The 13,603-nt window shown below is 56.1% G+C and carries 11 protein-coding genes; 5 read left to right on the top strand and 6 right to left on the bottom strand.

Going from position 1 to position 13,603, the window contains the following annotated elements; genetic code table 11:
- Nucleotides 1-118 precede the first annotated feature (118 nt).
- The 3 genes from JFT63_RS13575 (at nt 119) to JFT63_RS13565 (ending at nt 4,168) form a co-directional block, all read left to right on the top strand.
- Entirely contained in the window at nt 119-652 is a 534-nt protein-coding gene (locus JFT63_RS13575) for an RNA polymerase sigma factor (RefSeq protein WP_198844144.1), read from the top strand.
- A complete protein-coding gene (locus tag JFT63_RS13570; protein ID WP_057702094.1) occupies nt 649-1,596 on the top strand; it encodes a FecR family protein in 948 nt (315 codons plus the stop codon). Before JFT63_RS13575 ends, JFT63_RS13570 begins: the two co-directional genes overlap by 4 nt.
- A 130-nt stretch (nt 1,597-1,726) precedes the next feature.
- Nucleotides 1,727-4,168 (top strand): TonB-dependent siderophore receptor, encoded by a 2,442-nt coding sequence (locus tag JFT63_RS13565; RefSeq protein ID WP_198706611.1) that lies wholly within the window; start codon nt 1,727-1,729, stop codon nt 4,166-4,168.
- Between the two features lie 205 nt (nt 4,169-4,373).
- Here the strand turns inward: JFT63_RS13565 and ilvD are convergent, their stop codons facing one another.
- The 5 genes from ilvD to JFT63_RS13540 form a co-directional block, all read right to left on the bottom strand.
- A complete protein-coding gene (gene ilvD, locus JFT63_RS13560; protein WP_003195159.1) occupies nt 4,374-6,215 on the bottom strand; it encodes a dihydroxy-acid dehydratase in 1,842 nt (613 codons plus the stop codon).
- A 228-nt stretch (nt 6,216-6,443) separates the two neighbouring features.
- Nucleotides 6,444-7,652: an MFS transporter gene (locus JFT63_RS13555; protein WP_198844143.1), complete on the bottom strand. Its 1,209-nt coding sequence runs from the start codon at nt 7,650-7,652 to the stop codon at nt 6,444-6,446.
- Entirely contained in the window at nt 7,645-8,610 is a 966-nt protein-coding gene (locus tag JFT63_RS13550; RefSeq protein ID WP_198844165.1) for a diiron oxygenase, read from the bottom strand. Before JFT63_RS13550 ends, JFT63_RS13555 begins: the two co-directional genes overlap by 8 nt.
- A 5-nt stretch (nt 8,611-8,615) precedes the next feature.
- Nucleotides 8,616-9,692 (bottom strand): SagB family peptide dehydrogenase, encoded by a 1,077-nt coding sequence (locus JFT63_RS13545; protein ID WP_198844142.1) that lies wholly within the window; start codon nt 9,690-9,692, stop codon nt 8,616-8,618.
- Between the two features lie 398 nt (nt 9,693-10,090).
- Nucleotides 10,091-11,287 (bottom strand): class I SAM-dependent rRNA methyltransferase, encoded by a 1,197-nt coding sequence (locus JFT63_RS13540; protein WP_003195152.1) that lies wholly within the window; start codon nt 11,285-11,287, stop codon nt 10,091-10,093.
- Between the two features lie 277 nt (nt 11,288-11,564).
- Here JFT63_RS13540 and JFT63_RS13535 point away from each other — a divergent pair, with 277 nt between their 5' ends.
- Nucleotides 11,565-12,377: an HDOD domain-containing protein gene (locus JFT63_RS13535; protein WP_186561648.1), complete on the top strand. Its 813-nt coding sequence runs from the start codon at nt 11,565-11,567 to the stop codon at nt 12,375-12,377.
- Between the two features lie 21 nt (nt 12,378-12,398).
- Nucleotides 12,399-13,211 carry a bifunctional DNA-formamidopyrimidine glycosylase/DNA-(apurinic or apyrimidinic site) lyase gene (gene mutM, locus JFT63_RS13530; RefSeq protein ID WP_057702099.1) on the top strand — a complete coding sequence of 271 codons (813 nt, stop codon included), beginning with the start codon at nt 12,399-12,401 and terminating at the stop codon, nt 13,209-13,211.
- A gap of 123 nt (nt 13,212-13,334) precedes the next feature.
- Here the strand turns inward: mutM and JFT63_RS13525 are convergent, their stop codons facing one another.
- Nucleotides 13,335-13,586, bottom strand: coding sequence for a YfhL family 4Fe-4S dicluster ferredoxin (locus JFT63_RS13525; RefSeq protein WP_003195146.1), 252 nt, complete (start codon nt 13,584-13,586; stop codon nt 13,335-13,337).
- Nucleotides 13,587-13,603: the final 17 nt, after the last annotated feature.

Genomic DNA, 13,603 nt, shown 5'->3' with positions numbered 1-13,603 from the left:
AGGCAGTCTTAAGAACACCACAGACTCAAAGGCAAAAATAGATATCAATTGCGAATCAATCTCATCCTCTGCTAGCGTGCACACCTCCTGAACCCCACGTTCTTCTCAAGGTAGTGCCGTGCTCTCCTGGAATTCGCAGATCGCGCGCCTGTTCGCGGAGCAGAAGAAGGCCCTTGAAGCCTTCGTCACTCGCCGCACCGGCAGTGCCCAAGTGGCTGCCGACCTGACCCAGGAATCCTTCCTGCGCCTGGCGCGCCTGGAGTCCGGCGAGAAGATCGATAACCTACCCGCGTTCCTCTTCACCATTGCCAGCAACCTGGTGCGCGACCACCAGCGCCAGGCTATCCGCCGCGAGCGCCTGGATGCCGGCGCACCGAGCGAAGAACTGCCCTGCAGCAACCCCGGTGCCGACGAACAACTGGCCGCCTATCAGCAGGAGCAACTGATGCAGGATGCGATCCTGGGCCTGCCCGAGGCGACTCGGCAGATCTTCCTGCTCTATCATGTCGACGAGCTTTCCTACCGCGAGATTGGCGAACGCCTGTCGATCAGCCCGCGCAGTGTGGAATACCAATTGCGTCGCGCCTTGATTGAGTGCCGTGGGTACATCAAGACGCGCCTAGCCTGCGATGCACAAGGACGTCGGTCATGACTGCCCCGCCTACTGCTGATGTGTTGTTCGAAGAAGCGTCCGGCTGGTATTTCCGCCTGCACGCCGAGGACTTGACCGCGGCTGAAATGGACGCCTTTGCTGCCTGGCTCGGGCAGGGCCAGGCCCAGGATGATGCCTGGCAGGAAGTGCAGGCGATGCTCGACGGCCTGCGTGAGCCGGCGCGAGTCATTCGCCGTGGCGAGCAGGCCAATTGGCGTAAACCGCTTCGGCGCTGGGCGTATGCGGCTGCCGTGTTGCTGGCCGTGGGCCTGACCGTGCAGAACACTCCCTGGCTTGACCGCTTGCGTGCCGACTACGCCACCGGCACTGGCGAGTCGCGCACCATCGAACTGGCCGATGGTTCCCACCTTCAGCTCAACACCGACAGTGCGGTGCAAATCCGCATGACTGCGGGTGAGCGGCAGATTCGTTTGCTGCGTGGTGAAGGTTTCTTCGATGTGACCAAGGATCCTGCACGGCCCTTTGTGGTGCAGTCGGGCGACGGCTGGGTGAGAGTGGTCGGCACCCAGTTCAGTGTGGCGCGGCGTGATGATCAGACGCGCGTGCAGGTGGCGCAGGGCAAGGTTGAGGTCAGTGCAGGGAGCGGCACGCCGGTCTATCTGGAACCGGGGCGGGCTGTGGAGTATCAGGACCGGAACCTTGCGCACGCCCACGGTTTCGACCCGGCCAGCGGCTTTGCCTGGCGTCAGCGGCAACTGGTGTTCCGTCAGCAACCTTTGTCGGTGGTGGTCTCTGAGCTGAACCGCTACTGGCCGGGCAAGACGCTAGTGCTCGGTGATGCGTTGCGCAATCGGGTGGTGTCCGGCGTGTTCGAAATCGACAAACCCGATGCCGTGCTCAAGGCGTTGGAATACACCCTCAACCTGCGTGCCGAGCACTACACCCCGTATTTGCTGGTGTTACGTGAAGGCAACGCGTCCTGACGGCAATTTTTCAAAATATTTTCAGGGTTTCCCCGCAAGCCATCGTCCTTGATCACTGAGGCGTAAATAGTAAGCACTCTCAAGTAGTGCGGCGCCGATCACAGACTTTTTGTACCGGGGAGCACCATTCATGGCATACCGATTCGCCACACGGCCCTTGCTGGCCCTGGCCATTTCCTTGGCCAGTTGCATCGCGCCGTCGTACCTGCAGGCCGCTGAGGCCAACCAGGCCCAGACTTACCGCTTCGATATTCCCGGGCAGGGCCTGGACGCTGCGCTGGCGGCGTTCTCGGCGGTGACGCGGGTTCAGGTGCTAGTGAATGGAGAGCTGACCCAAGGGGTGACATCGCCGGGTGTGAAGGGCAACCTGGGACAGCGTGAAGCCTTGGGGCAACTGCTCGGCGGCACGGGGTTGAGCGCGGCGTTTATCAATGCCGATACCGTCACCCTGGAAAAACGTGTGGTACCAGGCACTGCCCTGGAAGTGGGCGCCACCACCATCACGGCCGAACGCCTGGGCGTCACCACCGAAGGCACGGGCTCGTACACCACGGGGGCCGTGACCCTGGGCAAGGGCGAGCAAAAACTCAAGGACATCCCGCAGTCGGTCAGCGTCATGACCCGCAAGCAGATGGATGATCAGAACACCACCAAGCTCTCTGAAGTGGTCAAACGCACGCCCGGCCTGACAGCGACCAAGTCTCCCGGCTCCGGTATGTTCATCTTCTCCCGTGGTTTCGAGGTCGGTACCCTGCAATACGACGGTGTGGGGATTCCACGTAACACTTACACCTTGGGCAGCTATCTCACCGAAAACATGGCCATTTACGACCGCGTCGAGACGCTGCGTGGCCCGGCCGCCTTGCTGCAAGGTGCCAACAGCCCCGGCGGCACCATGAACCTGGTGCGCAAGCGCGGGCAGCAAGCGCCGACTGCGACCATTACCGCCAAGGCTGGATCATGGGACCACTACGGCACTCAGGTCGACGTCGGTGGCCCGCTGAACGCCGAAGGCACCTTGCGCGGCCGCTTCGTAGCGGATTACGACACCACCGACTCCTTCGTCGACTATGCGGGTGGCTGGAATCAGACGGTTTATGGCGCCGTCGACTACGATTTCACTCCCGACACCACCGTCGGCCTGGGCATCAGTAACCAGAAGGGCCATTCGCGCCCCAACTTCATGTCGTTGCCCCGTTATGCCGACGGCAGTGATATCGGTCTGCCGCGCTCTACATTTGTCGGCGCCAGTTGGAACCGCAACGTCAACAATCAGACTCAGGTGTTTGCCGACATCGAGCATCGCTTCAACGATGACTGGAAAGTGAAAGCCGCACTGGTAGCCATGGATGAACACAACGACGCAACCTACCAGGCGACGTGGGACACGGTACCCGTCGGCGGTGGCACTGTGCCCTATGTGGATTGGATCACCGACTTCAATACCAAGAGCCGCGGCGCGGATGTGTATGTAAACGGCAAGTTTGAGGGGCTGGGCTTCCAGCAGGAAGTGGTGCTGGGCGCCAACTATTCCAAGCTCACCACCGACGACCAGTGGGCTCGGGCTTCAAATCCCGGTGCGGATATCTTCAACATCGACCACAACCGCCCACAGCGCGACAAATACCAATTGTTTCAGGAGGGTGCCGCCTCGAAAAGCTGGTATGACATCCGCCAGAAAGGCATCTATGGCACCTGGCGTGTGAAAGTCCTGGACCCGCTGACGTTGATCGTCGGTGCGCGTACCAGTTGGTATGACTATTCCTACATTGGCCAGAGTGGATTCAAAGGCGCCTATAGTGCACCGCAAGACAATACCACCCAGTCCAATGGCAAGGTTACGCCCTACGCCGGCCTGGTCTATGCGCTCAACGAGCAGTGGTCGGCCTACGCCAGCTATGCCGATGCCTTTGAGCCGCAAACCAACCTGACCACCTCCGGCTCCCTGCTCAAGCCTATCGAGGGCAAAAACTACGAGTTGGGCGTCAAGGGAGAGCTGGCTGACGGGCGCCTCAATACCTCGTTTGCGATCTTCCGTTACGACCAGGAAAACCGTAGCGTGCAGGACCTGCAAGGGCCAATGAACTGCAATGGTTGGTACTGCTCGGTCGCTTCCGGCAAGGTCCGCAGCCAAGGCTTTGAAGCCACACTCAGTGGTGAGGTGCTGCCAGGCCTGCAGCTGGCCTCCAGCTACACCTACAACACCACTAAATTCCTCAAGGACAATACCTACGAAGGCAAGATTTTCAGCACCTGGACCCCCAAGCACTTGCTCAAGGTCTGGGGCGATTACCAGTTGCCGGGCGATTGGCAGCATTGGAGCGTGGGTGCCGGTGTGACCGCGCAAAGCAGCACCGAAGCCTATGACCGTACTTTCAGCGTGCCGGGTAATGCATTGTGGGATTCGCGGGTGGCCTACAAGATCAACCAGGAATTCACCGTGGCGGCAAACCTGAACAACATGTTCGACAAGAAGTATTACATCCCGGCCTACAACGCGAACTGGGGCAGCAACTACTACGGCGACCCACGCAATGTGATGTTCACCATGACCTATACCCCACAGTTCTAAAGCCTGACGCATCATTGCTGTAGGAGCGAGCTTGCTCGCGAAAAACTCAAAGGCACCGCGTTTATTTAGTAAGCACGCGTTATCGTTGACGTTTTTCGCGAGCAAGCTCGCTCCTACACTGGCATTAGGGGTAAGCCCCGTCCCATATGGGATTTCCAGGCATAAAAATGCCCCGCACCTGGCGGGGCATTTTTACGCGCGGGGCTTACAGGCCGTCGAGCATGGCTTTGTTGCGTACGGCACCCTTGTCGGCACTGGTGGCCAACAACGCGTAGGCCTTCAATGCGGTGGTGACTTTACGCGGACGCTTCTCCACTGGCTTCCAGCCTTTCTTGTCCTGCTCAACCCGGCGTGCTGCCAGTTCTTCATCGCTGATCAACAGGTTGATCGAGCGGTTCGGAATGTCGATCAGCACCTTGTCGCCATCCTGCACCAGGCCAATCGCGCCACCGGCAGCGGCTTCCGGGGAAGCGTGACCGATGGACAGGCCCGAAGTACCGCCGGAGAAACGACCGTCGGTCAGTAGGGCGCAGGCTTTGCCCAGGCCTTTGGATTTCAGGTAGGAGGTGGGGTAAAGCATCTCCTGCATACCCGGGCCGCCTTTGGGGCCTTCGTAGCGGATGATTACGATGTCGCCTTCCTTGACTTCGTCCGCGAGGATGCCGCGTACCGAGCTGTCCTGGCTCTCGTAGATCTTGGCGCGGCCTTCGAAAACGTGGATGGATTCATCCACACCTGCCGTTTTCACCACACAGCCGTCCAGGGCGATGTTGCCGTACAGCACGGCCAGGCCACCTTCTTGCGAGTAGGCGTGCTCGACACTGCGGATGCAGCCGTTTTCACGGTCGTCGTCCAGGGTGTCCCAGCGGGTCGACTGGCTGAACGCCGTCTGCGTCGGAATACCGGCCGGGCCGGCCTTGAAGAAGGTGTGCACGGCTTCGTCGTCGGTCTGGGTGATGTCCCACTTGGCGATGCCTTCGGCGATGGACTTGCTGTGCACGGTCGGCAGGTCAGTGTGCAGCAGGCCGCCACGGGCAAGGGAACCGAGGATCGAGAAGATCCCGCCGGCGCGGTGCACGTCTTCCATGTGGTACTTCTGAATATTCGGCGCGACCTTGCACAGTTGCGGCACGTGGCGGGACAGGCGGTCGATGTCGCGCAGGTCGAAATCGATCTCGGCTTCCTGGGCGGCGGCCAGCAGGTGCAGGATGGTGTTGGTGGAACCGCCCATGGCGATGTCCAGGGTCATGGCGTTTTCGAACGCCTTGAAGTTGGCGATATTGCGCGGCAACACCGACTCATCGTTCTCGCCGTAGTAACGCTTGCACAGCTCGACGATGGTGCGGCCGGCCTGCAGGAACAACTGCTCGCGGTCGCTGTGAGTGGCCAGTGTGGAACCGTTGCCCGGCAGGGCGAGACCCAGGGCTTCCACCAGGCAGTTCATCGAGTTGGCGGTGAACATGCCGGAGCACGAACCACAAGTCGGGCACGCGCTGCGCTCGTATTCCGCGACCTTCTCGTCAGAAGCGCTGGAATCGGCGGCGATCACCATGGCGTCGACCAGGTCGAGTCCGTGGGACGCGAGTTTGGTCTTGCCGGCTTCCATCGGCCCGCCGGAAACGAAGATCACTGGGATGTTCAGGCGCAAGGCAGCCATCAACATGCCAGGGGTGATCTTGTCGCAGTTGGAGATGCACACGATGGCGTCGGCGCAGTGGGCGTTGACCATGTACTCCACGGAGTCGGCGATGATCTCGCGGCTCGGCAGGGAGTACAGCATGCCGTCATGGCCCATGGCGATGCCATCGTCCACGGCGATGGTGTTGAATTCTTTTGCCACGCCACCGGCGCGTTCGATCTCGCGGGCGACCAGTTGGCCGAGGTCCTTGAGGTGGACATGGCCCGGCACGAACTGGGTGAACGAGTTGGCAATCGCGATGATCGGCTTTTTGAAGTCGTCATCTTTCATCCCCGTGGCACGCCACAGCGCGCGCGCGCCGGCCATGTTGCGGCCGTGGGTGGATGTTTTCGAGCGGTAATCAGGCATTGGAGCACTCCGGGCGGCTAATCAAGTACTAAAGGGGAGTGAGCTTCTAATTGACGACTGGAACACTCAGAAAATGGCCGTGTGTCCGGAAGTTGCCACTCGCATCGCGGGATCGCCGCTTGCTTGGGCCTCGAGCTCATAAACCCGCCGGGGGATGACTGGCGATGAATAGGGCCGATTCTACACCGCTGGCGGCTGGAGGGAATGGGGGTATGTGTATTGGCGGGTTCAACCGACGTTCAGCAATTCCAGGCGACGTGAAATCAACGAATTCAACACGAGGGCCGCTGTACTCAGCAGCAAAAAAGCTAATGCCAGGGTCATCTGCGGGTTATCTGTACTCATGTTGATCAATGCGCTAATCAATCCACCCAGTATAAAAATTAAAGTGTTCCCAGCCGACGCCGCGGTGCCTGCATTTTCCGGAAACACGTCCATAGCTTTAGAGGTGGCGATGGGCCGACAAATGGTAGTTCCGGTGGTGCAGACGATCATTGGGATTAATACTGTCATCGTTGAAAGCTCAAAAGTGCTGGAAAAAAAGAGCATCAATAGCCCAGAACAAAAAATCAGGGCCAAGCCGAGCACGATTTGAACCTTGGGCGCCAGCCTATTAGCGAGTATGCGAGCTACGATGCCGCCAGCAATATACGCCGCGCCGTAAAGTAGCAAGGTTAGTGAGAATTCATAAGTGGATAGCTGCAACTGATCCATGAAGATGAGCGGTGATATGACGATGAATGAAAAGTGGCAGGCGAAAGCAATTGCTGCAATTAGCCAGTAACCGACGAAACTGCGGTTGCTGAGTACCCGTTGATAAGCGCAGAAAATATCTTCTTTTGGATGAGAGTTTACATGATGATTGTCTAGTAAAAAATACGCTTTTGACAAAACGCCAAGGGCCAATACGATAAAAAGAAAAAAGCTGCCAGGCCAGCCACAAAGCTGTTGCAGTACACTACCAAGTAGCGGAGATATTGAAATAAAAATACCACTCGCCGTGATCATCAGAATTCTCAACTGGTCCCTTTCTTTACCTTCAAACATATCCTGAACCAACGCCTGTGACAGCACGAAGCAGCCGCAACCGATGGCTTGGACCATTCTAAATATCAGAAACCACATATATTCGGTCGAGAATACGCAACCGGTGGCACCTGCAATGGATACAACCATCCCGCCAATCAACAACTCCTTGCGCCCTACGATATCTGAGAGTGGTCCGATTAAAAGTTGTGATAGGGAGATACCGATAGCAAAAAGGCTAATAGAGAACGCAATATCCGAAGGTTTATTTTGAAAGTGTTCAGCCAGTGCGGGGAAAGAAGGGAGTAAGACATCTAGAGGGAAAACACCAAGTAACACCATGGTCATTAATAGCACGATCGCCGACCTTTGTCTTTTTTTGTTACCGTTAGCGGTACGTGTCTTACTCATCTATAAGCCCCACATTTGAGAACAGCTGGCGAATATCAGTTCGTTTAAAAAAACCTGCTTTTTTCAATGCTTGAAATGTGGTGTTGGCACCTTCGCGAGCGCGAAGAATATGGGCGTGCGGGTCAGCCATCATGGTCACGACTTGATCGACAGTGGTCTCACTTAATTGCACGCTTCGTAAACTCAATTCGAGCCATTTTTTATCCGTCTCGAAGAAAATAAGGATAATATCTAAGAGCTGTTTGGCAGATAAAGTTCGTTGCTCGTCACTCATCTGAATCCACAAATAATGAAAGACTTCGCTAAAATATCGACTGTGTCGGGCCTCGTCAGCGAGGTGATCTTTGAGCATCTCCTGAACGCAGCAGACCAAGTTTTTTTGATAAACATCACGTAGATCTTTTGCAATGATGGTTTCCGATACGAAACCAATTAGAAGCCACGTGATCGACTTCTGCTTATTCGGGGTGGTATCGATTAGCTGATTGAGTTTTGTTATTCGTCTGTGGATATTTGATTGAGTTGCCATATCATAAAATTTACTGACTTGTTCGGCAAGCTGATAGGAGAATAGCGCGTGATAACCTTCGTCAGTGTAAAGCTGCAGTGCCGCTGTTTTCATACGAGAAGGTATCGTAAATTCAAGCTCGTCATGAATTATTATTTCTACGGAGCGATTAACGATCTGGTGTTCAAGTAGTGTTGTGTAGTTTAGGAAGTTTACTAAGTGATTGGCGCAGAGACGCTTAGTGATGGCTTTGTCGGCTAATTTGACTTCCGGATGTTTAAGATAGGGAAGTAGGGCGGGAGGAAACCAATCTCTTGACTCCAGCTGTTTTTCTAAATCTGGAGGTAACTTGTATTGGTAATTACTGGTTCTTACTGATGCGCGGGTGTTCCAGTCTCCAAGAGTGAAGCTGGCTTTCCACAGATCAGAGTCGATGAGCGGCTCAACCATGATTCCTACCCTCGGTTGTTTAGCAGCGATTTTAGTTCCCTGCATATCACTTGTCCGTCGCTTTTACCGCACCCAACAAAAAATAAAACTTGTTCAGGATTGTTTTCTTCAAATCCTAATAAGGATTCAACTTGATTGTCTGTAAGTGCGCCCGTTAACCAAGTGCTCAGTCCCATCGCTGTCGCGACCAGTTGGTAGGTTTGTGAAATATGACCCGCTTCGACATAAGCCATTCGATAAGCTCGTGAGTGCTCGTATTTCCACCAGAGTTTGTCAAATCGACAAGTGATGAAGAGACCTGCAGGGAGTTCGTTAATGAAGTGCTGTCCTGAAAGCACTTGCCCCAATGCCGTTTTCAGTTGCGTATTGACAGTGCTTAGAGTGTGCTCGGATGCGTTATAAGCGTAAATGCCCGGCTTCAACCCATCTATATTTTTAGCGTAAAGGAAACCTTCACACGCGTTTAATCCCCCACCGGAAGGGCTGCTCCTTCGGGCTTCGAGTCCTTTCGCAATACTTTCATCAATATTGTTTGCTCTTTCGTTTAAGTGTCCTAAGCATAAGTAAAGAATTGTACTTATGGTTTGCAGGGCAACGGATTCGCCTGTGAATGTACGGCAGGTTTTTCGGGTGAGCAATGCACTTTGAAGTGAATTCTCTGACAGGTTAATAGGTGCTGGTAAGCGAATTAATGGAGTGTCAGCTTTGTGTTTGTGTATTCGGTCTGGAGGGGGAGGTGTTGATAATGTTTTTGCACAATGGTCTAAGTAGATGCTCGCCCATTCGTCTGCGTTTTCGGGCATTTGGTCGCAAGGTATGTTTTTGGTGCCAATATGGAAAATTTTTGATAACTCATCCCAGCCCCAATTAATTGGCGTAGACGGTGTGTCTGTCAAAATGTCGGCTTCTAATAGCTGAGTGTCTATTGGGTTTGAATTATCGAAGATTTTTGGATCGTTTATCAGTTTGGTGAGTCGTACCGAGTATTCTAGATTGAGCTCGTATTGTTTGTGATTTTTATAGTTCCAAACTATCGCTGTAGGTGTTTTGGGGAGTATAAATATATAAGGGTTTATCTGCATTGCACTGCCTCCGTGCGGAGCGGAAAACGCTGGGTAGCCGGCACTCCCCAGCGTTTTAGTTGCTTAGCGGGCTTTCAGTGCTACCAAGAAAGCCAAGTTGGCGATGTGGGAAGTTTCCAGTTTGATATTTTTCATTTTGGATCTCCTTATTTTTAACTTTATATTCAATTAAAGTGTCGCCGTCATCGGTGACAATTGAATGATAGGATTTAATGATGAAATTTCAAGAAAAAAATGCGTAGGAATATTCGAGTTTTTTTGTCGGATTGGTACTGCGAAGTGGCGTGGAGTAGTTATTCTATGCTTAATAGGCAGTCGGTAAGATACGGTCGGGCGGAATGGCTTAAATTTAATGAAATCATGGGAGATCCATTTTGGATCCCCCATTCAGATGTTAATCAGCTATTAGGCAACAACCGGCACGTAATGCTCTTGATATACCGCGTCTCGGCAATCGCCGGGTGCACAGGATGATCCGGGCCCTGGCCGCCGCGTTCGAGCATCTGGATATTGCGGTCCAGGTGGCGGGCGCTGGTCAGCAGGATGTTCTGCAGATCGTCTTCCGGCAGGTGCATCGAGCACGACGCGCTGACCAGGATGCCGTCTTTGCTGAGCAGGCGCATGGCTTGCTCGTTGAGACGGCGGTAGGCGCCTTCCCCGTTTTTCATGTCTTTTTTGCGTTTGATGAAGGCCGGTGGGTCGGCGACGATCACGTCGAAGCGTTCTTCGCTTGCTTTCAGTTCTTTAAGCGCTTCAAAGACGTCGCCTTCGATGCAGGTCATCTTCTCGGCAAAGCCGTTCAGCGCGGCGTTGCGCTCGACGCCGTCGAGGGCGAAGGCCGAAGCGTCGACGCAGAACACTTCACTGGCGCCGAAGGCGGCAGCTTGCACGCCCCAGCCTCCGATGTAGCTGTACAGGTCCAGTACACGCTTGCCCTTGGCATACGGGGCCAGGCGGGCGCGGTTCATGCGGTGGTCGTAGAACCAGCCGGTTTTCTGGCCCTGGATCACCGGGGCTTCGAACTTGACGCCGTTCTCTTCCAGCGCCACCCACTCCGGCACCAGGCCGAAAACGGTTTCGACGTAGCGGTTGAGGCCTTCGGCGTCACGCGCGGCGGAGTCGTTCTTGAACAGGATGCCGCTGGGCTTGAGCACCTGGGTGAGCGCAGCGATCACGTCTTCTTTATGCGCTTCCATGGTCGCCGAAGCGATCTGCACCACCAGGATGTCGCCGAAACGGTCGACTACCAGACCCGGCAGCAGGTCGGAATCACCGTAGACCAGGCGGTAGAACGGCTTGTCGAACAGGCGATCACGCAGCGACAGAGCCACGTTGAGGCGGTGTACCAGCAGCGACTTGTCCAGCGGCAACTTGATGTCGCGCGACAGCAGGCGGGCGCAGATCAGGTTGTTCGGGCTCATGGCCACGATGCCCAGGGTCTTGCCGCCGGCCGCTTCCAGGATAGCCTGGTCGCCTGCCTGGAAGCCGTGGAGTGGGGTGGCGGCCACGTCGATTTCGTTGCTGTAGACCCACAGGTGGCCGTTGCGCAAACGACGATCGGCGTTGGCTTTGAGACGCAGGCTTGGCAGGGACATGACGTCGCTCCGGAAAAAAGAGCGGGAGTATACCCTTTGCGCACTCTTTCATGTGGGAGCTGGCTTGCCTGCGATGCGGGCGGTGCGGTGTATCAGACGTACGGTGGTGATGCTATCGCAGGCAAGCCAGCTCCCACATTCGATCGGGTTTCACTTGGGTTTTTGGGTGTCGGCCACGTCTGCATAAGGGGTAGAATTCGCGCCTAGTCCAGAGTGTGTATTTATGTCCCAAGAGCTTTCCGCCGAGCAGATCCAACAGGCCCTGCAAGGCATCAGCGTGCCGCCCCAGCCGCAAATCATGGTGGATTTGCAGATGGAGCAGTACATGCCCGACCCGGATCTGGAAGTGATTGCGCGGTTAATCTCCCAGGACCCGGGCTTGTCCGGTGCGCTGCTGAAGATCGTCAACTCGCCGTATTACGGCCTGAGCAACAAAATTGCATCGATCCAGCGCGCGGTGAACCTGTTGGGCAGCCGTTCGATCATCAACTTGATCAACGCGCAGTCGATCAAGGGCGAGATGAGCGACGACACCATCGTTACCCTCAACCGTTTCTGGGACACCGCCCAGGATGTGGCCATGACCTGCCTCACCCTGGCCAAGCGCACCGGCTCGCAAACCGTCGACGAAGCCTATGCCCTGGGCTTGTTCCACGATTGCGGCGTGCCGTTGATGCTCAAGCGCTTCCCCAACTACATGTCCGTGCTGGAACAGGCGTACGCCAACGCGGGCCCGGAGTGCCGCGTGGTCGATACGGAGAACAACGCGTTCCACACCAATCATGCCGTGGTCGGCTACTACACCGCCAAATCCTGGCGCCTGCCGGAGCATGTCACCGACGCCATCGCCAATCACCATAACGCCCTGGCGATTTTCAGCGATGAGTCGTCGCGCAATCCGCAGCTCAAGAACCTGCTGGCCATTTTGAAGATGGCTGAGCATATCTGTTCGTCTTACCGTGTACTGGGTAACCAGGCGGTGGACCATGAGTGGGATGCAATCGGCCACCTGGTGCTGGATTACGTGGGCCTGTCGGATTACGACTTCGAAAGCCTGAAGTTGTCGATCCGCGAACTGGGCGCGCACTGACCCGTTATTCAAGAGGTACACATGCCCGAGTTACCAGAAGTCGAAACCACCCGGCGCGGGATTGCCCCGCATCTGGAAGGCCAGCGCGTCAGCCGCGTGGTGGTGCGTGAACGGCGCCTGCGCTGGCCTATTCCGGAAGACCTGGATGTGCGTCTGTCCGGCCAGCGAATCGTGCTGGTGGAACGGCGTGCCAAGTACCTGTTGATCAATGCCGAAGTGGGCACCTTGATCAGTCACTTGGGCATGTCGGGCAACCTGCGTCTGGTTGAGGTCGGTATGCCGGCGGCCAAGCATGAACATGTGGATATCGAGCTGGAGTCGGGGATGGCCTTGCGCTACACCGACCCACGGCGTTTTGGCGCGATGCTTTGGAGCCAGGACCCGCACAACCACGAACTGCTGCTGCGTCTGGGCCCGGAGCCGTTGACCGAACTGTTTGACGGTGAGCGTTTGTTCCAGCTGTCGCGCGGCAAATCCATGGCGGTGAAGCCGTTCATCATGGACAACGCGGTGGTGGTGGGCGTGGGCAATATCTATGCGACGGAAGCGCTGTTTGCGGCGGGGATTGATCCGCGTCGCGCCGCCGGTGGCATTTCACGCGGGCGCTATTTGAAGTTGGCGATTGAGATCAAGCGAGTGCTGGCCGCAGCCATCGAGCGGGGCGGTACCACGCTGCGCGACTTTATCGGCGGCGACGGGCAGCCGGGATATTTCCAGCAGGAACTGTTCGTGTATGGCCGTGGCGGCGAGGCGTGCAAGGTCTGCGGGACCGAATTGCGCAATGTGGTGCTGGGGCAGCGGGCGAGTGTGTTTTGCCCCAAGTGCCAGAGCTGATTGCTGGGTGAGGGCTGAGATCGCTATCGCAGGCAAGCCAGCTCCCACACTTGGATATGTGAATACATTCAAATGTGGGCGCTGGCTTGCCTGCGATCAGGCCTTTACGGGCAATGAAAAGGCTTAGGCCTTACCGGTAATCTTGCGGTACTTCTCCATCAACTGTTCTTCAGTCTCAGGGTGTGCCTCATCCAGCGGAATGCAATCCACCGGGCAAACCTGCTGGCACTGCGGTTCGTCGTAGTGACCGACGCACTGGGTGCACAGGTTGGGGTCGATCACGTAGATCTCTTCGCCTTGGGAAATGGCGGCGTTCGGGCACTCGGGTTCGCAGACGTCGCAATTGATGCAATCGTCGGTGATGATCAGGGACATGGAAACTCCTGCCAGGG

The organism is Pseudomonas sp. MF7453 (assembly GCF_016405455.1).
GTDB lineage: Bacteria > Pseudomonadota > Gammaproteobacteria > Pseudomonadales > Pseudomonadaceae > Aquipseudomonas > Aquipseudomonas paralactis.
This window is presented reverse-complemented; position numbering and strand designations above follow the sequence as displayed.